Origin of the sequence: Mycolicibacterium doricum (assembly GCF_010728155.1) — a bacterium.
GTDB lineage: Bacteria > Actinomycetota > Actinomycetes > Mycobacteriales > Mycobacteriaceae > Mycobacterium > Mycobacterium doricum.
The window spans coordinates 1,465,913-1,486,204 of sequence record NZ_AP022605.1 but is presented as its reverse complement, the minus strand read 5'-3'; the positions used below and the strand labels follow the sequence as shown (position 1 = coordinate 1,486,204).

Below are 20,292 nucleotides of genomic sequence, written 5' to 3'. Positions count from 1 at the left end.
CCGACATCCTGATCGCCGGAATCGGCAACATCTTCCTCGGTGACGACGGCTTCGGCCCTGAGGTGCTCCGCCGCGCCGCGCCGCTGATCACCGACCCCCGCGTACACGCGGTCGACTACGGCATCCGCGGAATGCACCTCGCCTACGACCTGCTCGAGCCCTGGGAGCTGCTGGTGCTCGTCGACGCGTTGCCGGACAGCGGCGCGCCCGGCACCCTGCACGTCTTCGAAGCCGATCACGACGTACTCTGCGCGACAGGCGGGCTCGACGCCCACGCGATGGATCCCGCGGCCGTGTTCGCGAGCCTCACCGCACTGGGCGGCGCCCCGCCGCGCACGGTGGTCATCGGGTGCGAGGTCGCCGACGTCACCGAGGGCATCGGGCTGTCCAGCCCCGTCGCGGCGGCGGTGCCGGAAGCCGTGCGGGCGGTCGGCGCAGTGGTGTTCAGGCAGACGACGCAACCGGGCCGGGTGTGACGCCATGTGCCTCGGAATCCCCGGACAGGTCGTCAGGTTGCTCGACGGCTACGGCGGTCAACTCGCACTCGTCGACGTCGCGGGTGAACACCGCAGGGTCAACATCGGGATGCTCCCGGAGGAGATTTTCGGCCCCGGCGACTGGGTGATCATCCACATGGGATTCGTCGTGGAGAAGACCGACCGCGCCGGGGCCGACGCGGCGATGGCCGGACTCGAACTCATGGGCCGTGGCGGACCGCCGGACCCGGAGGCCGCACCGTGACCCGCCGTCGGATGCGGTTGTGTGTGCGCGGCGTGGTCCAGGGCGTCGGCTTCCGGCCCTTCGTGTACACGACCGCGACGGCGCTGGGACTGACCGGTTCTGTGCGCAACGACAGCGCGGGCGCGGTCGTCGAGATCGAGGGTGCCCCGGACGCGCTGACCCGCTTCGTCGAGCGGCTGCACACCCGGCCACCACCGCTCGCAGTCATCGAATCCGTTGACACCGAGGACCTTCCGCCCGTCGGCGGCACCGGGTTCTTCATCGCCGACACCTCTCGCGGCCGCGGCCGCACGCTGGCCTCACCGGATGTCGCGATGTGCTCACAATGCGCCGCCGAACAGCGCGACCCCGGCGACCGGCGCTACCGGCACCCGTTCGTCAACTGCACCGACTGCGGACCCCGGTTCACCATCATCGCGTCGCTGCCCTACGACCGGGCCGCCACGTCCATGGCCGGTTTCGCGATGTGCGCGGCCTGCGCCGCCGAGTACGCCGACCCCACCGACCGCCGGTTCCACGCGCAACCCGTGTGCTGCCCGCACTGCGGCCCGACGTTGACCTTCCGCGACTCCGACGGAAACCACACCGCAGGCGAGGACGGTCTGCGCCGGGCGCGGCGACTGCTCCGCGATGGGGGTGTCGTCGCGGTCAAGGGCATCGGCGGCTACCACCTGGCCTGCGACGCCGAGAACAACACCGCGGTGGCCGAACTGCGCCGCCGGAAGCAGCGCGGCGACAAGCCCTTCGCGGTCATGGTGCCCGATGCGGCCGCGGCCCGCCGGATCACCGTGCTCGACGAGGTGGCGCAGCAGCTGCTGAGCGGACCGCAGCGGCCGATCGTGCTGGCGCCGCGGCGGACGCCGACGACGGTGGCGGCCGCGGTGGCGCCCGGGAACCCGGACCTGGGCGTGCTGCTGGCCTACTCACCGCTGCATACGCTGCTGTTCGGGCTGCCCGGTGACGAATCAGGCGCCCAGGTGCTGGTGATGACGTCGGGGAACCTCGCGGGCGAACCACTCTGCTACGCCGACGACGACGCCGTCGCCCGGCTTCGCGCACTGGCCGACGGCTGGCTGATGCACGACCGCGAGATCCTGGTGCCCTGTGACGATTCGGTGGTCCGGGTGGTCGACGGAGTCGAACTGCCGATCCGGCGCTCCCGGGGGTACGCCCCGTTGCCGGTGGCCCTGCCCGTCGCGGTACCGCCGACACTGGCGGTCGGCGCCGACCTGAAGAACACCATGGCCGTCGCCGACGGCCGATACGCCTGGCTGAGCCAGCACATCGGCGACATGGACGACATCGCGACACTGTCGGCGTTCACCGCCGCGGAACGGCAGCTGCGGGAACTCACCGGGGTGGCCCCGCAGATCATCGCGACCGACGCCCATCCGCGGTACCGCTCGACCGGATGGGCCCACCGGAACGCCGGTGACCGGCCGGTGCGGGCGGTACAGCACCATCACGCCCACATCGCCGCGGTGATGGCCGAGCACGGGCTCGACGGTTCGGCGCCCGTACTCGGATTCGCCTTCGACGGAACTGGATACGGACCCGACGGCGCGGTGTGGGGCGGGGAGGTGCTGCTCGCCGACTACAAGGGCTTCCGCAGGATCGCGGCGCTGGAATACGTACCACTGGCCGGCGGCGATGTCAGCGTCCTGCGGACGTACCGGATGGCGCTCGCACATCTGTGGGCCGCCGGGTTGCCGTGGGCCGGCGACCTTCCGCCGGTGCAGGCGTGTCCGGAAGGCGAGCGGCGGGTGCTGCGCCACCAACTGGAGACCGGCCTGAACTGCGTGCCCACCTCCAGCATGGGGAGGTTGTTCGACTGCGTCGCCGCGCTCGCGGGGGTCCGGCAGACCGTCGCCTACGAGGCGCAGGCGGCGATCGAACTCGAGGCGCTGGCGCGCACCGTCGACGACGGTCCCGTGCCCTATGCCTTCACCGTCACCGAGTCCTCGGGGACGGCGCTGATCGGCGCCGCCGCGGTGGTCGAGGCGATCGTCGCCGACCGCAGGCGCGGCACGTCCGCCGCGGTGATCGGATGGCGATTCCACCGTGCGGTGGCCGACCTCGTCGTACGGTTGGCAGAGGGAGCCCGCGCCCCCGTGGCGTTGTCGGGCGGGGTGTTCCAGAACGCCCTGCTCCTGCGCATGACGTTGCGCGCGTTGACCGAACGCGGCGTCGAGGTGCTGACCCACCGCCGGGTGCCGCCGAACGACGGCGGCATCGCACTGGGTCAGTTGATGGTGGCCAACGCAGGGTGAGGCCGGAGTAGAGGAGGACGCCGATGTGTTTGGCGGTACCGGGAAAGATCGACAGCGTCACCGACCGTGACGGCACGCTGATGGCCGTCGTCGACTTCGGCGGCATCAAGAAAGACGTTTGCCTGCAGTACATCCCGGACGCGCAGGTCGGGCAATACGTCGTGGTGCACGTGGGCTTCGCGATCCAGCGCCTCGACGAGGAATCGGCGATGCGCACGCTGCGGGAGTTCGAGCACCTCGGGGTGCTCGAGGAGGAGTTCGGTGACGGTTTCGAACTCGCCGCACGTCAGGCCGGGCTGGCCAACCCGAATGGTTGAGAGGGCACAGGGATGAAGTATCTGGACGAATTCAGCGACCCGCAGCTGGCACGCAAGCTCATCGAGCAGATAAAATCCGTCACGGCACGACGCTGGTCGATCATGGAAGTTTGTGGCGGGCAGACGCATTCGATTATCCGGCACGGCATCGACCAGCTGCTCCCCGACCAGATCGAGATGATTCACGGCCCCGGGTGCCCAGTGTGCGTCACTCCGCTGGAGATCATCGACAAGGCGCTCGAGATCGCATCGCGTCCCGAGGTGATCTTCTGTTCCTTCGGCGACATGCTGCGGGTGCCCGGCAGCGAGAGCGACCTCTTCCAGATCAAGAGCCGTGGCGGTGATGTGCGGGTGGTGTACTCACCGCTCGACGCACTCACCGTGGCCAAGGACAATCCGGACCGGCAGGTGGTGTTCTTCGGTATCGGCTTCGAGACCACCGCCCCGGCCAACGCGATGACCGTCTACCAGGCCAAGAGGCAGCGCATCGGAAACTTCACGTTGCTGGTGTCCCATGTCCTGGTGCCCCCGGCGATCTCGGCGATCATGGAGTACCCGACGTGCCGCGTCCAGGCGTTCCTGGCGGCCGGTCACGTGTGCTCGGTGATGGGCACCGCCGAGTACCCGCCGCTGTGCGAGAAGTATGGGATCCCGATCGTGGTCACCGGTTTCGAGCCACTGGACATCCTCGAGGGCATCCGCCGCACGGTCGTGCAGCTCGAGGCGGGCCGACACGAACCGGAGAACGCCTATCCGCGCGCGGTACGCGCCGAGGGCAATCCGGCGGCAAAGGCGATGCTGGCGGATGTCTTCGAGGTCACCGACCGCAGTTGGCGCGGTATCGGGATGATCCCGCAAAGCGGTTGGCGGCTGTCACCGGCGTACCGGGACTTCGACGCGGAGTACCGCTTCGCCGTGACCGACATACACACCGACGAGTCGACGCTGTGCCGATCGGGAGAAGTATTGCAGGGCTTGATCAAACCGCACGAATGCGCGGCGTTCGGCACGGTGTGCACACCCCGCAATCCGCTCGGCGCCACGATGGTCTCCTCCGAGGGCGCCTGCGCGGCCTATTACCTCTACCGTCGCCTCGAGGTAAGCCATGCGTGACGAACACGGCGCCACGGTCGACACGCCGCCCGCGGCGGCCATCGACACGTCCCCGGAGGCGACCATCGATATGGAGAGCTGGGTGTGCCCCGCACCGCTGCGGGATTCGCCGAACGTCGTGATGGGTCACGGCGGTGGCGGCGCGATGTCGGGTGAGCTGATCGAGCATCTGTTCCTGCCCGCGTTCGGTTCGGCCGCGGACGCGGCGATGGGCGATTCGGCCGTCGTCGAGGTCGGCGGCACGCGGCTGGCGTTCTCCACCGATTCGTTCGTCGTCAAGCCGATGGTCTTTCCGGGCGGCACGATCGGCGAGCTGGCGGTCAACGGCACGGTCAACGACCTCGCGGTGGCCGGCGCCACGCCGATGGTGCTGTCGACGGCCTTCATCCTCGAGGAAGGCACCTCGCTCGACGACCTGGCGCGGGTCGCTCATGCGGTCGGCACCGCGGCCATGGCCGCCGGGGTCAAACTGGTCACCGGCGACACCAAGGTCGTCGATTCCGGGCACGGCGACGGAATCTATGTGAACACCACCGGGATCGGGGTGATCGACCCGCGGGCCGACATCCGGCCACAGCGCGCCACCGAGGGCGACGCGGTCATCGTCAGCGGTGACATCGGCGTCCACGGAATCGCCGTGATGAGCTGCCGCGAAGGTCTGGAGTTCGCGACCAGCATCGCCAGCGACACCGCACCCCTGCACGGTCTGGTGGCGGCGATGATCGAGACCGGTGCCGACATCCACGCACTGCGCGACCCCACCCGCGGCGGGATGGCCGCCACTCTGAACGAGATCGCCAAGGCCGCCCAGGTGGGCATAGTGCTCGACGAACGATCGATTCCGGTGCCGCCGGAGGTGCGCGACGCCTGCGGCCTGCTGGGCCTCGATCCGATGTACGTGGCCAACGAGGGCAAGCTGGTGGCGTTCGTCCCGGCCGCCGACGCCGGTCGCGTGGTCGAGTCGATGCGGGCGCATCCGCTGGGCGCCCACGCCGCCGTCATCGGCACCTGCGTCACCGACCACCCCGGGATGGTCGTCGCCCGCACCGCACTGGGTGGTACGCGGGTGGTCGACCTGCCGATCGGCGAACAGCTCCCCCGGATCTGTTGACATGCTGCCGACGAGGCGTCGCGGCGACACACTCTTCGCCCAGTATGCCTTCCCGCCGAACGAACTCGGATACTGCGGTCCACCGGGCACCGCGACCGTCGGCGGGGTCACCGAGTTGGCCGGACAGGCCCGCGAGTTCGACGGCGCGTGGCCGTACCTGCGAGCACTGGCCGCGGCCGCAGGTGACACCGACGTCCTCGACGAAGACGTGGTGCGCAGTTACTGGATCGGCGGCGGCCTGCTGCATGACGTCGATGCCGAGGGACTCCTCAAGGCGCTGCAACGCGCCTTCACCGGACAGGTGACCGGTCTGCTCGACGCCGTGCCCGCCGGGACCGCACTGGCCCACCACAGCTTTCACGTCTTCGTCGTCTATCCGTGGGCGCGTTTCCTCGACCGCGACCCGACCACACCGATACGGGTCATGCAGCAATGTCGAATCCGTTCGGGGACAGTCGAATCCGTGGACAGCGACCACGTCGCGCTGAGTACGCGTCCGTTGACCGTGGACGGCGGCGCGCTGGCGCTCGGCGCGGCCACCTCTGAACGGGTGCGGTGGCGCAGGGACGGGGCGTCGCTGATCCCCGCGCCGCGACCGGGTGACCGTGTCGCCGCGCACTGGGACTGGGTCTGCGACGTGTTGACCGAGGACGACGTCATGGCGCTGACGGCCGCGACGCAGGCGACGCTCGACCTCGTCAACTTGATACGCGCCGCCGTCAACCGAGGAGCGCCCACACAGTAGACCTGCGGCCGTGTGCTGCGGCCGCTCGAGAGGAGGCGAGATGAGCACCTCGAACGAACACCTGTCCGAAGAACCGCAGGAGCAGCGGGGCGCACCGGGATCGCGCGACACCGGCTCCGATCAGCCGTCGGGTGGGCCGACCGACCGGCCGTCGGGGACCTACCGCGGCGACGAGACGGTGCCGGCCCACGAGGGAGGCGGGTTTGGACAGACCGGACGCGAGAAAACCGAGGCGCCGCCGTCGGACGCCGAACCCGCCGTACCGCCCTACGAGGGTCGCCAGACGACCGCAAAACCGGACACCGGGGTGGACGACGGCGGCGACGCGCGCACCGGCGGTGCGGTCAAGCCGGGGTCCGCCGCGGACTGACCCGCCTCACCACTGGTCGCGCGGGACGTCGAAGTCGGCGCACAGCGCCCGCCACACGTCACGCGGTTCGACGCCGTCCTCGATCGCCTGTGCCGCGGTGCGCCCGCCGAGCCCACTGAGCACATGGTCGACGAGCAGCGACCGGCCACGGATGGTGCCGAACTGGCCGTCGACGAGTTCGCGGAATTCCGTCAGTCGCACGACATCAAATTACGCGAGCGCGCGGTGGCACACCTGAATCGGATCGGTGACCTGGCCGGCGGTCGCAGCCGCCGACCGGGCCGCCGACCGGTAACCCGGATCGTCGAGCACCTCACGGACGGCCGTTGCCAGCGCGTCCGCGGTCAGTGGCCGTACCAGCCGCGCACTGCCTTGACGCACAACCCGATTGGCGATCTCCCATTGGTCGCCGCCACCGGGGACCACCACCATCGGCACCCCGGCCAGCAGCGTCTTGGCCACCATGCCGTGCCCGCCCCCGCAGATCACCACGTCGGCGTGGACGAGCAGTTCGTCCTGCCGGCCAAGCCCGACGACCGCCCACGGTGGCACCGCCGCGTCCGGACCGGACAGCCGCGAGACCACCACCCGCGCACCGCCGGGCAGGACATCACCCGGCGCCAGCGCCTCCAACGCCACCTCGGCGACCCCGCGCTCCCCCGTGCTGGCCGTCGACGGCGCGACCAGCACCACCGGCCCGTCACCGGGCGGCACTGGCAACACCTGGTCGGTCGGTTCGAAGTGCAAGGGACCCACCATCACCGCCTCGGCGGGCCAGTCCGGGCGCGGCACCTCGAGGGCGGGAAGCGTGGCGATCAGGCGCCGCAACGGGCCGGGGTCGTCGGCGGGCAGCCCGATACCCACCCGCGCCTCGGCGCGCTGCCGCAGTCCTTGCCGCCAGGACCGGGCCGTCAGTGCCCGCATCACGGCGTCGCGCAGCCGGCCGCGCACGCCCACCCCCGGGGCGAGGCCACTGCCCAGCGGTGGCAACCCCTTCGACGGACGGTAGAGCGGATGCGGGCTGAGTTCGACCCAGGGCAGGCCGAGCAGTTCGGCGGCCATGCCACCGCAGGCGGTGATGACGTCGGACACCACGAGGTCTGGCGCGAGCGCCTCGATCAGGGATGCGTTGAGCACCGCCATCCGCGCGGCCCGCCGATGGATCTTGGCGCCGGCGTCGGAGTCGTCGTCGGCAGCGGTCGGGTCGAGTCCGAGGAGTTCTTCGGCGGACACTCCCGCCGCCCGTGCGGTGTCGAGCCATTCCACCCCGGTCAGCAGTGTCGGCTCATCACCGGCGGCGGCGAACCTGCGGCACAACGAGATCGCGGGGAACGCGTGGCCGGGGTCGGGACCGGCGACGACAGCGACACGCACCCGCCCACCCTGCCACAGCTGTTCCTCCGACGGCGCCCGGGCGAGGGACTACCCTTGGCCACCATGACCGAATCGAGCAACGGTTCCACCTCGGCCCTGCAGAGCACCACCAACGCGCGCACGGTCGAGACGTTCCTGTTCGCCCTTCAGGACGAGGATTTCGATGCCGCGGATTCACTGATGGCCGACCACATCGCCTGGCAGAACGTGGGGTTCCCGACGATCCGTGGCCGCGAACGCATCACCAAGATCTTCCGCAGCGGCCAGGGGCGGATGCGGTTCGAGGTCAAAGTGCACCGCGTCGCCGCCGAGGGAGACACGGTGCTCACCGAACGGACCGACGTGCTCGAGTTCGGTCCGGTGCGTATCCAGTTCTGGGTGTGCGGCGTCTTCGAACTCCATGCCGGCCGCATCACGCTGTGGCGCGACTACTTCGACACGCTCGACTTCCTCAGGGCGACGGTCCGCGGGCTGCTGGCCGTGCCGTTCCCTGCGCTGCGGCCCACCCTCTAGGGGTCAGGCGCCGCGGCGCAGGTGCCCCAGTTCGTCGAACGCCTGCGCCCAGCCCTGCAGCCGATCGGTGGCGTTGACCAGCTCCTCGCGGTAGCGCCGGCCGTGCATCGTGGTATTGGACAGCGGCGAACTCGACATCGGGCCGTTGTTGGCCGCCGACACGAGCTGCGCTGCCGCGTCCACCATCTCGTGGTACTGCCGCACACCCTGATCCATCTGGGCGGTGAACGCCCGGACCGTCGACTGCAGATGCGCGCGCGACTGCGGCGCCGAGGCCATCGCGCGTTCCATCGACACCACCTCGGCCGCAGTGGCGGACATGGTCGCCGCGCTCTGCTGGGCCGCCATCGTCAACTCCCGCAGTTCATGCTGCGGCAGCATGCGGCCCCGCTCCAGCACGCCGAGCAGGGAGAAGAACCCGCGCTCGGCGGAGGTCAGGGCGGCCATCGGCGCCCGTGCCGCCGAGTTCCACGGGGGTAGCCGGCGCGCTCCACGCGCACGCGCGGGCGGCAGCGGTTCGGCGCGCAGCCAGCGATAGCGCAGCAGCAACAAGGTGGCGGGGAACATCGCTCCGGCGGCGATCGCCCCGGTGATGATGAACACCCAGAACGGCGTACTCCAGGCGGCCAGCACGGCGGTGATCAGGATCCAGAACACGCTGGTGACCGTGAAGAACAACCCGAGCCGCAGGGCCCAGCGCCGCTTGCGGAGCAGCTTGGCCCGCGGGTCGGCGGCGGCGTGCAGTTTGTCGGCCACCACATCGGACAGTTCGGCAGCGGTGTCCACCCCGCGCTGCAGCATCGAGCGCCACGCCGTCGGCGCCTGTCGGGTCTGGGTCTTCACTGCCTCACCTCGCGGTCTTCACTGCCTCACCTCGCGAGAACTACCTCACCTCGCGAGAACTACGGTGACAACGGATTTTCCGGCGTCGGGTGAGCCGGGTTGGTGGCCGGGGTGGCCGGGTTTGCGGCCGCTGTGGCGCCGCCGGACGGCAGTGCCTCACCGCCGCCGGACGGCAGTGCCTCACCCCGCATCGACGCGCGGATCTGCTCGAGCCGCGAATGGCCGGCCATCTGCACGGTGGCCTGCTGGACTTCGAGCATTCGGCCCTGCACAGAGTTCTGCGCCAGCTCCGCCTCACCCATCGCGTTGGCGTAGCGCCGCTCGATCTTCTGGCGCACCTCGTCGAGGCTTGGGGTGGTGCCCGGGGCCGCCAGTTCGCTCATCGACCGCAGGGAGGAGCTGACCTGCTCCTGCATCTTGGCCTGCTCGAGCTGGCTGAGCAGCTTCGTGCGCTCGGAGATCTTCTGCTGCAGCATCATCGCGTTCTGCTCCACGGCCTTCTTGGCCTGGCCGGCCGCCTGCAACGCCTGGTCGTGCAGCGTCTTGAGGTCTTCCACGCTCTGTTCGGCCGTCACCAGCTGGGCGGCGAAGGCTTCGGCGGCGTTGTTGTACTCGGTGGCCTTGGCGGCGTCACCGTTGGCCACGGCCTGATCGGCCAGGGTCAGTGCCTGGCGAACGTTGACCTGGAGCTTCTCGATGTCGGCTAGCTGCCGGTTCAGCCTCATCTCCAGCTGGCGCTGGTTGCCGATGACCTGGGCCGCCTGCTGGGTCAATGCCTGATGCTGGCGCTGCGCCTCTTCGATCGCCTGCTGAATCTGCACCTTCGGATCGGCGTATTCGTCGACCCTCGAGCTGAACAGCGCCATCAGGTACTTCCACGCCTTGACGAACGGGTTGGCCATCGGTTCACTCCGCCTTCGGGTCTTGTCGACTATCCGACGCTCTGTCGCGTCGGTTTCCTGCTGCCAACTTATCGGTTCTGCGCACGTCGCCACACCCCCGTCGGGAGATGGGAGGCGCTGTCAGGCCACCTCTCAGGCAACGGCCATCGACACAGCCTGCGGAATCACGACCTTTGTCGTCACGTCGATGTTCGACAACCGCGCGGCGGCGTGTTCCTGATCGGCCAGTTCCTCGCCCGCATCGACGAGCACCCGAGACAGCGGGACGTCGAGTGCTCCGCAGATCGCGCTGAGAAGTTCGCTGGACGCTTCCTTACGGCCACGTTCGACCTCGGAGAGATAACCCAGGCTGACCCGGGCGGTGTCAGAGACTTCGCGCAGAGTGCGGCCCTGCGAGGTGCGAGCACGGCGCAGCACGTCACCGATCACCTCGCGCAGCAATGCCGCCATCGTGCCCTCCTTCGTTGGCTGGGTTGCTACCTGCACAACGCGGCGGACGCCGACGCGGTTCCCAGCCGCGAAAGAGTTTCAGATCACTGCGCTTCGACGAGAGCGCGCAGGCGTGCGATCGCCTCGTCGACCGCGGCCTTTCGGATGTCCCACCGGGAACCGCTCAGGCCCAGTTCGAAGACCTCGGTGTCGATCGGTCCGGCCAGGCCGAGGAACACGGCGCCCACCGGGTGGCCACCGTGCGGTTCCGGTCCGGCCACCCCGGTCAGTCCCACCCCCCAGGTAGCGCCGCAGCGCTGCCGCGCGCCGACAGCGAGCGCCCGCGCGGTGGGGGCGGCGACGGGTCCGACAGCGTCGAGAACCTGTGGGGCCACCCCTGCGAGCGCGATCTTGGTGTCCTCGACGTAGGTGACCAGGCCACCTCGCAGCACGGCACTCGATCCTGGGACGCCGGCCAGCGTCGCGGCCAGCAGGCCAGCGGTCAGCGACTCCCCCGTCGCCACGCTCTGATGGCGCACGGTCAGGTCGGCGACCAGCGCGCGGGCGTTGTCAGTGAGCAGCGGGTCGTTCACGGGAGTCCCGTATCGCCGAGAGTACGTAGTCCACCCCGGTGAGCAGCGTCAGCGCGACGGCGGCCACCATGATCACCCAGGCCAGCGAGAGCCACGGTCCGGGCCAGGCCGCCAGAGGCAGCACGAAGAGCCCGATCGCGGCCGCCTGCACGAGGGTCTTGAGCTTGCCGCCGCGACTTGCCGGGATCACCCCGTGGCGCAGCACCGCCAAGCGCAACACCGTCACACCGAGTTCGCGAGCGAGGATGACCACGGTGACCCACCACGGCAGATCTCCGAGCACCGACAGCCCGATCAGCGCGGCGCCGATGAGAGCCTTGTCGGCGATCGGGTCCGCGAGCGTGCCGAACTCGGTGACCATGCCGTAACTGCGGGCCAGCGCGCCGTCGAAGCGGTCGGTGATCACCGCCACCGCGAACACGACGAAAGCCACGACCCTCCAGTGCGTTTCATGACCGTCTCCGACGAACAGCGCGGCCAGGAACACCGGCACGAGGAGGAACCGCACACCGGTCAGCACATTGGCGATATTCGCCACTCGGGCGCGCGGCACCACCGGATCAGTAGGAGACGGGCCCGACACCGCAACAGAATATCGGTTGGCGCTGCCGATATTCTCGCAGCGTGAGCGCAGCGGATCCGAACATCGCCGAGAAGGTCGCCGGGGAGGTCATCGTGCGCCGGGCGCGCACCTCCGACGTACCGGCGATCAAGGGGCTCGTCGACATCTACGCCGGCAGGATCCTGCTCGAGAAGAACCTGGTCAACATCTACGAGTCGGTGCAGGAGTTCTGGGTGGCCGAGCTCGACGACGAGCTGATCGGCTGCGGCGCCCTCCACGTGCTGTGGGCTGACCTCGGCGAGGTGCGCACTGTGGCGGTGCACCCCAAGGTCCGGGGACGCGGTGTCGGACACGTCATCGTCGAGCGGCTGCTCGACGTGGCGCGCGAACTGCGTCTGCAACGGATTTTCGTGCTGACCTTCGAGGTGGAGTTCTTCGCTCGGCACGGCTTCGCCGAGATCGACGGCACACCGGTCACCGCGGAGGTGTACGAGGAGATGTGCCGCTCATACGACACCGGCGTCGCCGAGTTCCTGGACCTCTCCTACGTCAAGCCCAATATCCTGGGCAACACCCGGATGCTCCTCACCCTCTGATTCTCGCGCCGAAACGAACAAACCGGCGCGAAAGTACGAGTACCCGCCGCCATTTCGTCGATCTCGGCACCGACATCACTCGCCGTCGGCGCCGTTGGCGTCGCTTCCGCCGCGGATCAGCGCCAACGTACCCGCCAGCTCGTCGGGTTTGACCAGCACCTCACGCGCCTTGGAGCCCTCCGAGGGTCCCACGATGCCGCGGGTCTCCATCAGGTCCATCAGACGGCCCGCCTTGGCGAAACCGACCCGCAGCTTGCGCTGCAGCATCGACGTGGAGCCGAACTGTGACGACACCACGAGCTCGACGGCCTGGAGGAACACGTCCATGTCATCGCCGATGTCGGGGTCGACGTCCTTGCGCTCGCCGGCCTTGGCCGCGGTGACGCCCTCGATGAACTCCGGCTCGGCCTGATCCTTGGTCGCCGAGACGACGCCCTGGATCTCCTCGTCGGTGATAAACGCACCCTGCAGGCGGATTGGCTTACCGGCGCCCATCGGAAGGAACAACCCGTCGCCCATACCGATCAGCTTCTCCGCTCCCGGCTGGTCCAGGATGACGCGGCTGTCGGTCAGCGACGAGGTGGCGAACGCAAGCCGAGACGGCACGTTGGTCTTGATCAGACCGGTGACGACGTCCACCGAGGGCCGCTGCGTGGCCAGCACCAGGTGGATACCGGCGGCGCGGGCCTTCTGGGTGATCCGCACGATCGCGTCCTCGACGTCGCGCGGGGCGGTCATCATGAGGTCCGCGAGCTCGTCGACGATCGCGAGGATGTAGGGGTAGGGCTGGTAGACCCGCTCGCTGCCCAACGGTGCGGTGATCTCTCCCGACCGAACCTTCTCGTTGAACACGTCGATGTGACGCACCCGCGAGGCCTGCATGTCCTGATAGCGCTGCTCCATCTCCTCGACCAGCCAGGCCAGCGCCGCGGCCGCCTTCTTCGGTTCGGTGATGATCGGCGTGATCAGGTGTGGGATGCCCTCGTAGGGCGTCAGCTCCACCATCTTCGGGTCGATCAGGATCATCCTGACCTCGTCGGGGGTGGCGCGGGCCAACAGCGAGACCAGCATCGAGTTGACGAAGCTGGACTTACCCGAACCGGTCGAGCCGGCGACCAGCAGGTGGGGCATCTTGGCCAGGTTGGCCGAGATGAAGTCACCCTCGATGTCCTTGCCCAGCCCGATCACCAGCGGATGGTGATCGCGGCGGGTCGACGGCGCGGTCAGCACGTCGGCGAGGCGCACCATCTCGCGGTCGGTGTTGGGCACCTCGATGCCGACGGCCGACTTGCCGGGGATGGGCGCCAGCATGCGGACGCTCTCGGTGGCCACCGCGTAGGCGATGTTGCGCTGCAGCGCGGTGATCTTCTCGACCTTCACTCCGGGTCCGAGTTCGACCTCGTAGCGGGTGACGGTCGGCCCACGGGTGCACCCGGTGACGGCGGCGTCCACCTTGAACTGCTGCAGTACCGAGTTGATCGCATCGATCATGCGGTCGTTGGCCGAACTGCGCAGCTTCGGCGGATCACCGGCGATCAGCAGGTCCAGCGGCGGCAGCGTGTAGGGCCCTTCGACGACGCGGTCGAGCGACAGCGTGTCCTGGTCCCCGACCGGCTTCTTCTCCGCGGCCGCCTTCTTGCGCTTCGGTTTGACCTCGGGCGCGGCCGGCAGTGCGGGCGCCTCGGGCAGCGTCGGCACGTCGGCGCCCTGCGGGTCTAGCGGATAGTTGTCCATCGGCGAACCGGCCGGCCAGCGCTGCTCGTCGCGCGACATCGCCGGATCGTCGTAGTAGCCGTCCGAGAAGTCTTGCCCCTCAGCGGGGTCCGGATCACCGTCGTACTCGCCGTAGTCGTCGTACTCGTCGTACGCGTCGAAGTCCTCGTCGCTGTATCCACGCGTGGAGAACATCGCGCGCACCGTGTCCGGCACTTCCCGGATCGTCGTTCCGGTGACGAGCAGCAGACCGAACAGCGCCCCTATGAACAGCAGCGGCGCTGCGATCCAGGCAGTGAGCCCGTCCGCGAGCGGGCCGCTGATGGCGAAGCCGGCGAATCCGGCCGCGTGTTGGCGCGCCCCGGGGGCCTGCGGGGAACCCGACCACAGATGCCAGAGCCCGAGTACGGGCAGGGTGGTCATCGCCACGCCAAGGATCAGGCGGGGACGGCCCTCCGGGTCCGGTTCTCTGCGCATGAGGGCGACGGCGACGGCTGCCAGTGCCACCGGCACGAGGACCACCGCGTCGCCGACCAGGGTGCGCAGCACCGTATCGATCCACTGGCCGACCGGACGGGCGGCGTCGAACCATGATCCGGCGGCCACCACGACCGCGATCCCGAGTAGCGCGAGAGCGACGCCGTCGCGGCGGTGCGCGGGTTCGATTTCGCGGGCCCGGCCCACTGAGCGCGCCGCGCTGCCCGCCCCACGCGCCAGCATCAACCAGCCGGCCCGTGCTCCGCGGCCCACTGCTGCGCCGGCAGCTCCGACGGGTGACGGATGACGCCGCGGCGCCGGTTTGCGGCGGGGCGCGGTTTTCGCGGGCCGAGGGGACCGGGCCCCGTTCCGCGTTCCGGCCTTCGACCGGCTCGTACGGGTGCCGGAGCGGGCGACGGTCTTTCCAGCCATTGGCCCAGCCTAGTCGCATCCGTCTCAGAACCACCACCAGCCACACCGGCCACAGAATGGTTTCGGCCGAGTCTCGGCGACGTCGCAGTGAGTAGGGTGGACAGCTGTCCTATCCGGCGTCACTCATCGAGGAGTCCACCGCCCATGCCCGTAGTCGTCGTCGCCACCATGACCGCCAAACCCCATTCGGTCGACACCGTTCGAGAGGCGTGCAAGAAGGCCATCGAGAGCGTGCACTCCGAGCCGGGCTGCGACCTTTACTCGCTGCACGAGGCCAACGGCACATTCGTGTTCGTCGAACAGTGGGCCGACGCGGACGCGCTGAAGACCCACAGCACTGCGCCCGGTTTCACCACTTTGTTCGCCGAGGTCGGCGAACACCTCGACGGCGCTCCCGACATCAAGATGCTTGAACCGGTCCCGGCCGGTGACCCGGCCAAGGGAACGCTGCGGCCGGTGAACGTGGCGACACCGCATCGGTGACACACCCACGGTCTCGAGGCATTGCGACGTTGTCGTCTCACCACACCACTCAGCGCGGCGCGGCGCCTGGTAGGAACGGGTTCACTTCGATGACCGCTCGAGAACACCTGGTCAGATCTCGATGACCGTGGGCACGATCATCGGCTGGCGGCGATAGGTCTCACCGACCCATTTGCCGACGGCGCGCCGGACCGCCTGGGCGATCCGGCCGGGGTCGGTGACCGTATCGGCGGCCAGTCGATCCAGTTCCTGTTCGACCTTGCGGGCGGCCGGTTCGAGCGCCTTGGCATCCTCGGAGAATCCGCGCGACATCAGGTGCGCCGGCCCCGCCGGCCGACCTGTCCCCCGGTGTACGACGACGGTGACCGCGACGAAACCCGAACCCAGAACGAGGCGCTCGCCGAGCGTGGTCTCACCGACATCACCGGTGACCAGCCCGTCGACGAACATCTTCCCGACACCGACCGCACCGGCGATGGCGGCCTTGCCTGCCACCAGGTCGACACTCACCCCGTTCTCGGCCAACACGATCGACTCGGGCGGCACCCCGGTTCGCGCGGCCAGCGCGGCGTTGGCGCGCAGATGTCGCCAGGTGCCGTGCACGGGCATCACATTGCGCGGTTTGACACCGTTGTAGAGGAACAGCAACTCACCCGCGTAGGCGTGGCCCGAGACGTGAACTCGGGCATGAACATTCGTGACCACCCTGGCCCCGATCTTGGACAGTGAGTCGATGACGCCGTACACGGCCTCTTCGTTCCCGGGGATCAGCGACGAGGACAGGATGATCAGGTCACCGGCGGTCAGCGTGATACTGCGGTGCTCTCCCCGCGACATCCGCGACAGCGCCGACATGGGTTCGCCCTGCGTTCCGGTGGTGATCAACACCACTTTCTCGGCGGGCATCATCTCGGCGGCGCCGATATCGAGTAGATCGTCGTCGCCGACCTTGAGGTACCCGAGGTCCCGGGCGATACCCATGTTGCGCACCATGGACCGGCCGACGAAGGAGACCCGCCGGCCCAGCGCCACCGCCGCGTCGATGATCTGTTGCACGCGGTCGACGTTGGAGGCGAAGCAGGCGACGATCACGCGGCCGTCGGCGCCGCGGATCAGGCGGTGCAGGGTCGGCCCGATCTCACTCTCCGACGGCCCGACGCCGGGGCGATCGGCGTTGGTGGAATCGCAGAGGAACAGGTCGACGCCGGCGTCGCCGAGCCGGGACATCCCCGGCAGGTCGGTGGGCCGCCCGTCGAGAGGCAGCTGATCGAGCTTGATGTCACCGGTGTGCAGCACAGTTCCGGCGCCAGTGTGGAGCGCGACGGCCAGGCACCCCGGAACCGAGTGGTTGACCGCGAAGTACTGGCATTCGAAGACGCCGTGGGTGCTGCGCTGCCCTTCGGCGACCTCGACGAATTGCGGTTTGATCCGATGTTCGCGGCACTTCTCGCGGACCAGCGCGAGGGTGAACTGCGAACCGACGACGGGGATGTCGGGCCGTAACTTGAGCAGAAACGGCACCGCGCCGATGTGATCTTCGTGCGCATGGGTGAGCACCAGCGCCTCCACGTCGCCGAGGCGCTCCTCGATGTGGCGCAGGTCAGGAAGGATCAGGTCCACGCCGGGTTCGTCGTGGCCAGGGAACAGCACCCCACAGTCGATGATCAGCAGCCGGCCGAGGTGTTCGAAGACGGTCATGTTGCGACCGATCTCGCTGATGCCGCCGAGCGCGGTCACCCGCAACCCGCCGACCGCGAGCGGGCCGGGCGCGACGAGGTCGTTGTTCATGGCGTCACCGCAGCACCGCCGCGGCGCGCATGTCCTCGGCCAGCGCGGTCAGCTCCTCTGGGCTCGGCGGGAGTTGCGGCAGCCGAGGCAGTCCGACGTCGAAGCCCAGCAGGCCAAGACCGGCCTTGGACATCGTCACACCACCCAGCCGCACCTGCGCGTCGCTGAGTCGGCCGAGCCCGACGTTGATCTTGCGTGCGGTCGCCACGTCCCCGGAGCCGAACGCGGACAACATCTCTCGTAGCTGACCGGCCGCGAAGTGCCCCCACACACTGATGACGCCGACGGCGCCCATGGCCAGCCACGGGAGGTTCAGCGAGTCGTCGCCGCTGTAGTACGCCAACCCGGTCTCGGCGATGATCTGACCGCCACCGTGCAGGTCACCCTTCGCGTCCTTGATCGCGACGATGTTCGGATGCTCGGCGAGCGCCCGGACGGTGTCCCAGGCGATCGGCACGACTGACCGAGGTGGGATGTCGTAGAGCACGACCGGCAGGTCGGTCGCGTCGGCCACGGCGGTGAAGTGGGCGAGAAGCCCAGCCTGGGACGGGCGTGAGTAGTACGGCGTGACCACGAGCAGCCCGTGCGCGCCCTCGGCCGCGCACGCCTTGGCCAGGTGGATGCTGTGCGCGGTGTCGTAGGACCCGGCACCGGCGATGATGCGGGCCCGGTCGCCGACCGCCTCCATCACAGTGCGCAGCAGTGTCAACTTTTCGTCGTCGGTGGTGGTCGGGGACTCGCCGGTGGTGCCGGACAACACCAGACCGTCGCAGCCGGAGTCGACAAGGTGGGCCGCCAGACGCGCGGCGGCGGCCGTGTCGAGGGAGCCGTCGGGCTTGAACGGGGTGACCATCGCGGTGAGTACGGTGCCCAACCGGGCCGTCACGTCGAAGCCGCTGATACTCACGGGTGACAAGATTACCCGCTTGACCTCAGGCCTCGGTGACGAGCGGGGTCGTGGCCACCTCCGTGCCGTCGGACAGCGTGTAGATCTCGAAGTCGGCGAACACCGCGGGGGCATCGGCGACCAGTTCCCGCAGGCAGGCGATGGCGAGCCGGCGAATCTCGAGGTCGGCGTGCTCGCTGGCCCGCATCGCGATGAAATGACGCCAGGCGCGGTAGTTGCCGGTGACGACGATGCGGGCCTCGGTGGCGTTCGGCAGCACCGACCGGGCCGCCTGCCTGGCCTGTTTGCGCCGCAGCGTGGCGTTGGGCAGGTCGGCAAGCTTGGCCTCCAGCTTCGTCAGCAGTTCGGCGTACGCGGCGCGGCTCGCATCGGCCGTCGCGGTGAAGATCTCCTCGAGTTCGGCGTCGCCGTCGATTCCGGGTGGGACCACGACCTGTGCGTCGTTCTCGGGGACATAGCGTTGCGAAAGCTGCGAGTACGAGAAGTGTCGGTGCCGGATCAGTTCGTGGGTGCACGACCGTGAGATGCCGGTGATGTAGAAGGACACCGACGCGTGCTCGAGAACGGACAGGTGTCCGACGTCGATGATGTGGCGCAGGTACGAGGCGTTGGTGGCCGTGCGGGGGTTGGGCTTCGACCAGCTCTGGTAGCAGGCCCGGCCGGCAAACTCCACGAGCGCGGGGCCGCCGTCGGCGTCGGTGCCCCAGGGCACGTCGGGTGGCGCCAAGAACTCGGTCTTGGCGATCAGCTGCACGCGCAGCTCTGCGGTCTCGGCCACGGCGTCACCCTAACGCGGCGGACTCGCGCAGAATTTCGGCCAGGTCGCCGCGTTCCCCCACGGTGACGTCGGACAGCCCCAGCCATTCCGCCATTGTCTTCAGCTCCACCGCCAGCGCCGTCGCCACCGGCAGGGGGCTCTCTCCCGGTTCGACGAACGCGGCCACCACGTGCAGCGCGTCACGGGTCCGCTCGGCCTTGAGATCGACCCGCGCGACCAATCGGCCGTCGAGCAGGAACGGCCACACGTAGTAGCCGTACTGCCGCTTGGCCGCCGGTGTGTAGATCTCGATGCGGTAGTGGAATCCGAAAAGTCGTTCGACGCGCGGGCGGAAGAAGATCAGCGGATCGAACGGGCACAGCAGCGCCGTCCCCCGATCGGTTCGAGGAACGGTCTGCCCGGCACGCAGGTACGCCGGCGCCGCCCAGCCCTCGACGTGGACCGGGTCGAGTTCTCCGGCGGCGACCAAGTCCACGATCGCCGGTTTGACCTGTTTGGCCGAAAGCCGGAAGTAGTCGCGGACGTCGGCCTCGGTGGCCACTCCCAACGCCCGCGCCGCCCGCAGGCACAGCTCACGCACCGCCTGGGCGTCGTCGACTGTTCGGGCCACCACCTCCGCGGGCAGCACCCGCTCGGTCAAGTCGTAGTGACGCGCGAAGCCGACCCGCGTCGCGGTGGTGAGCACGCCCGAGGCGAACAGCGCCTCGGCCACCCATTTGGTGTCGCTGCGATCCCACCACGGGCCCTTGCGGCCGCGCTGTCGGGCGCCGAGGTACTCCTCGATCTGGCCCGCGGTGGCCGGCCCCAAGGCGGTGACCGCCTCGACGATGTCCTCGACCAGTTGCGGGTTCGCCTTGACGATGTGTGCGCCCCACCGGCCGTGGGTGTATTCGCCCATGCGCCACCGCAGCAGCGGCCAGTCGTCGACGGCCATCAGCGCGGCCTCGTGTGCCCAGTACTCCACCAGCAGACGTGGCGAGCGCGCAGAGTGTGACCAGGCGGCGCTGTCCAGCACAGCGCGGTCATAGGGCCCGAGCCGGCTGAACACCGGTGCGTAGTGCGCGCGCACCGTCACCGACACCGAATCGAGCTGCAGTACCTGGATGCGGTTGATCAGCCGTCGCAGATGCGCACGCGTGACCGCGCCGCGCGGCTTGGGTTCGGTGAACCCCTGCGCGGCGACGGCGATCCGGCGGGCCTGCGCGCCGGTGAGGACGGCACCCATCACCACATCG

General features: G+C 69.2%; 23 protein-coding genes. 11 read left to right on the top strand and 12 right to left on the bottom strand.

Annotated features, from left to right (window positions below; genetic code table 11):
- The first annotated feature begins 5 nt into the window (after positions 1 to 5).
- The 8 genes from G6N07_RS07400 (at position 6) to G6N07_RS07365 (ending at position 6,667) form a co-directional block, all read left to right on the top strand.
- Positions 6 to 476, top strand: coding sequence for a hydrogenase maturation protease (locus G6N07_RS07400; protein ID WP_179960026.1), 471 nt, complete (start codon positions 6 to 8; stop codon positions 474 to 476).
- 4 nt (positions 477 to 480) lie between these two features.
- Positions 481 to 741, top strand: a complete 261-nt coding sequence (locus G6N07_RS07395) for a HypC/HybG/HupF family hydrogenase formation chaperone (RefSeq protein WP_085190976.1) — start codon at positions 481 to 483, stop codon at positions 739 to 741.
- 11 nt (positions 742 to 752) lie between these two features.
- Positions 753 to 3,011, top strand: coding sequence for a carbamoyltransferase HypF (gene hypF / locus G6N07_RS07390; RefSeq protein WP_085190978.1), 2,259 nt, complete (start codon positions 753 to 755; stop codon positions 3,009 to 3,011).
- A gap of 23 nt (positions 3,012 to 3,034) precedes the next feature.
- Entirely contained in the window at positions 3,035 to 3,328 is a 294-nt protein-coding gene (locus G6N07_RS07385) for a HypC/HybG/HupF family hydrogenase formation chaperone (protein WP_085190980.1), read from the top strand.
- Positions 3,329 to 3,340: 12 nt separating this feature from the next.
- Complete coding sequence (hypD, locus tag G6N07_RS07380; RefSeq protein ID WP_085190981.1) at positions 3,341 to 4,441, top strand: hydrogenase formation protein HypD; 1,101 nt, start codon at positions 3,341 to 3,343, stop codon at positions 4,439 to 4,441.
- A 70-nt stretch (positions 4,442 to 4,511) separates the two neighbouring features.
- Positions 4,512 to 5,552 (top strand): hydrogenase expression/formation protein HypE, encoded by a 1,041-nt coding sequence (gene hypE, locus G6N07_RS07375; protein ID WP_099050226.1) that lies wholly within the window; start codon positions 4,512 to 4,514, stop codon positions 5,550 to 5,552.
- Position 5,553: 1 nt separating this feature from the next.
- Positions 5,554 to 6,297 carry a DUF6390 family protein gene (locus G6N07_RS07370; RefSeq protein WP_085190985.1) on the top strand — a complete coding sequence of 248 codons (744 nt, stop codon included), beginning with the start codon at positions 5,554 to 5,556 and terminating at the stop codon, positions 6,295 to 6,297.
- A gap of 40 nt (positions 6,298 to 6,337) precedes the next feature.
- Entirely contained in the window at positions 6,338 to 6,667 is a 330-nt protein-coding gene (locus G6N07_RS07365) for a hypothetical protein (RefSeq protein WP_085190986.1), read from the top strand.
- Between the two features lie 6 nt (positions 6,668 to 6,673).
- Here G6N07_RS07365 and G6N07_RS07360 read toward each other — a convergent pair whose 3' ends face one another.
- Both G6N07_RS07360 and G6N07_RS07355 read right to left on the bottom strand, forming a co-directional pair.
- A complete protein-coding gene (locus G6N07_RS07360; RefSeq protein ID WP_059161103.1) occupies positions 6,674 to 6,868 on the bottom strand; it encodes a DUF3046 domain-containing protein in 195 nt (64 codons plus the stop codon).
- A gap of 9 nt (positions 6,869 to 6,877) precedes the next feature.
- Positions 6,878 to 8,041 (bottom strand): glycosyltransferase, encoded by a 1,164-nt coding sequence (locus G6N07_RS07355; RefSeq protein ID WP_085190988.1) that lies wholly within the window; start codon positions 8,039 to 8,041, stop codon positions 6,878 to 6,880.
- A gap of 63 nt (positions 8,042 to 8,104) precedes the next feature.
- Between G6N07_RS07355 and G6N07_RS07350 the strand changes: the two genes are divergently transcribed.
- On the top strand, positions 8,105 to 8,554 hold the full coding sequence (locus tag G6N07_RS07350) for a limonene-1,2-epoxide hydrolase family protein (protein ID WP_085190990.1): 450 nt from the start codon (positions 8,105 to 8,107) through the stop codon (positions 8,552 to 8,554).
- Between the two features lie 3 nt (positions 8,555 to 8,557).
- On the opposite strand, the gene pspM is transcribed toward G6N07_RS07350, so the two are convergent.
- The 5 genes from pspM to pgsA form a co-directional block, all read right to left on the bottom strand.
- Positions 8,558 to 9,397 carry a phage shock envelope stress response protein PspM gene (gene pspM / locus G6N07_RS07345; protein ID WP_085190991.1) on the bottom strand — a complete coding sequence of 280 codons (840 nt, stop codon included), beginning with the start codon at positions 9,395 to 9,397 and terminating at the stop codon, positions 8,558 to 8,560.
- Between the two features lie 59 nt (positions 9,398 to 9,456).
- Entirely contained in the window at positions 9,457 to 10,299 is an 843-nt protein-coding gene (gene pspA / locus G6N07_RS07340) for a phage shock protein PspA (RefSeq protein WP_085190993.1), read from the bottom strand.
- Positions 10,300 to 10,431: 132 nt separating this feature from the next.
- Positions 10,432 to 10,749 carry a transcriptional regulator ClgR gene (gene clgR / locus G6N07_RS07335; protein ID WP_085190994.1) on the bottom strand — a complete coding sequence of 106 codons (318 nt, stop codon included), beginning with the start codon at positions 10,747 to 10,749 and terminating at the stop codon, positions 10,432 to 10,434.
- Positions 10,750 to 10,832: 83 nt separating this feature from the next.
- Positions 10,833 to 11,321 carry a CinA family protein gene (locus tag G6N07_RS07330; protein WP_085190996.1) on the bottom strand — a complete coding sequence of 163 codons (489 nt, stop codon included), beginning with the start codon at positions 11,319 to 11,321 and terminating at the stop codon, positions 10,833 to 10,835.
- A complete protein-coding gene (pgsA, locus tag G6N07_RS07325; RefSeq protein WP_085190998.1) occupies positions 11,299 to 11,904 on the bottom strand; it encodes a CDP-diacylglycerol--glycerol-3-phosphate 3-phosphatidyltransferase in 606 nt (201 codons plus the stop codon). Before pgsA ends, G6N07_RS07330 begins: the two co-directional genes overlap by 23 nt.
- Positions 11,905 to 11,996: 92 nt before the next feature.
- Between pgsA and G6N07_RS07320 the strand changes: the two genes are divergently transcribed.
- Complete coding sequence (locus tag G6N07_RS07320) at positions 11,997 to 12,479, top strand: amino-acid N-acetyltransferase (protein ID WP_085191178.1); 483 nt, start codon at positions 11,997 to 11,999, stop codon at positions 12,477 to 12,479.
- Positions 12,480 to 12,554: 75 nt separating this feature from the next.
- Here the strand turns inward: G6N07_RS07320 and G6N07_RS07315 are convergent, their stop codons facing one another.
- Entirely contained in the window at positions 12,555 to 15,101 is a 2,547-nt protein-coding gene (locus G6N07_RS07315) for a DNA translocase FtsK (protein ID WP_085191000.1), read from the bottom strand.
- A 144-nt stretch (positions 15,102 to 15,245) separates the two neighbouring features.
- On the opposite strand from G6N07_RS07315, the gene G6N07_RS07310 reads away from it, so the two are divergent.
- Positions 15,246 to 15,584 carry a putative quinol monooxygenase gene (locus tag G6N07_RS07310; protein WP_085191002.1) on the top strand — a complete coding sequence of 113 codons (339 nt, stop codon included), beginning with the start codon at positions 15,246 to 15,248 and terminating at the stop codon, positions 15,582 to 15,584.
- 111 nt (positions 15,585 to 15,695) lie between these two features.
- On the opposite strand, the gene G6N07_RS07305 is transcribed toward G6N07_RS07310, so the two are convergent.
- The 4 genes from G6N07_RS07305 to G6N07_RS07290 are packed head-to-tail and all read right to left on the bottom strand — an operon-like array spanning position 15,696 to position 20,282.
- Positions 15,696 to 17,372 carry a ribonuclease J gene (locus G6N07_RS07305; protein ID WP_085191003.1) on the bottom strand — a complete coding sequence of 559 codons (1,677 nt, stop codon included), beginning with the start codon at positions 17,370 to 17,372 and terminating at the stop codon, positions 15,696 to 15,698.
- A 4-nt stretch (positions 17,373 to 17,376) separates the two neighbouring features.
- Positions 17,377 to 18,279, bottom strand: coding sequence for a 4-hydroxy-tetrahydrodipicolinate synthase (gene dapA / locus G6N07_RS07300; RefSeq protein ID WP_085191005.1), 903 nt, complete (start codon positions 18,277 to 18,279; stop codon positions 17,377 to 17,379).
- 25 nt (positions 18,280 to 18,304) lie between these two features.
- A complete protein-coding gene (gene thyX / locus G6N07_RS07295; RefSeq protein WP_085191007.1) occupies positions 18,305 to 19,057 on the bottom strand; it encodes an FAD-dependent thymidylate synthase in 753 nt (250 codons plus the stop codon).
- Positions 19,058 to 19,061: 4 nt separating this feature from the next.
- Complete coding sequence (locus G6N07_RS07290) at positions 19,062 to 20,282, bottom strand: winged helix-turn-helix domain-containing protein (protein WP_085191180.1); 1,221 nt, start codon at positions 20,280 to 20,282, stop codon at positions 19,062 to 19,064.
- Positions 20,283 to 20,292: the final 10 nt, after the last annotated feature.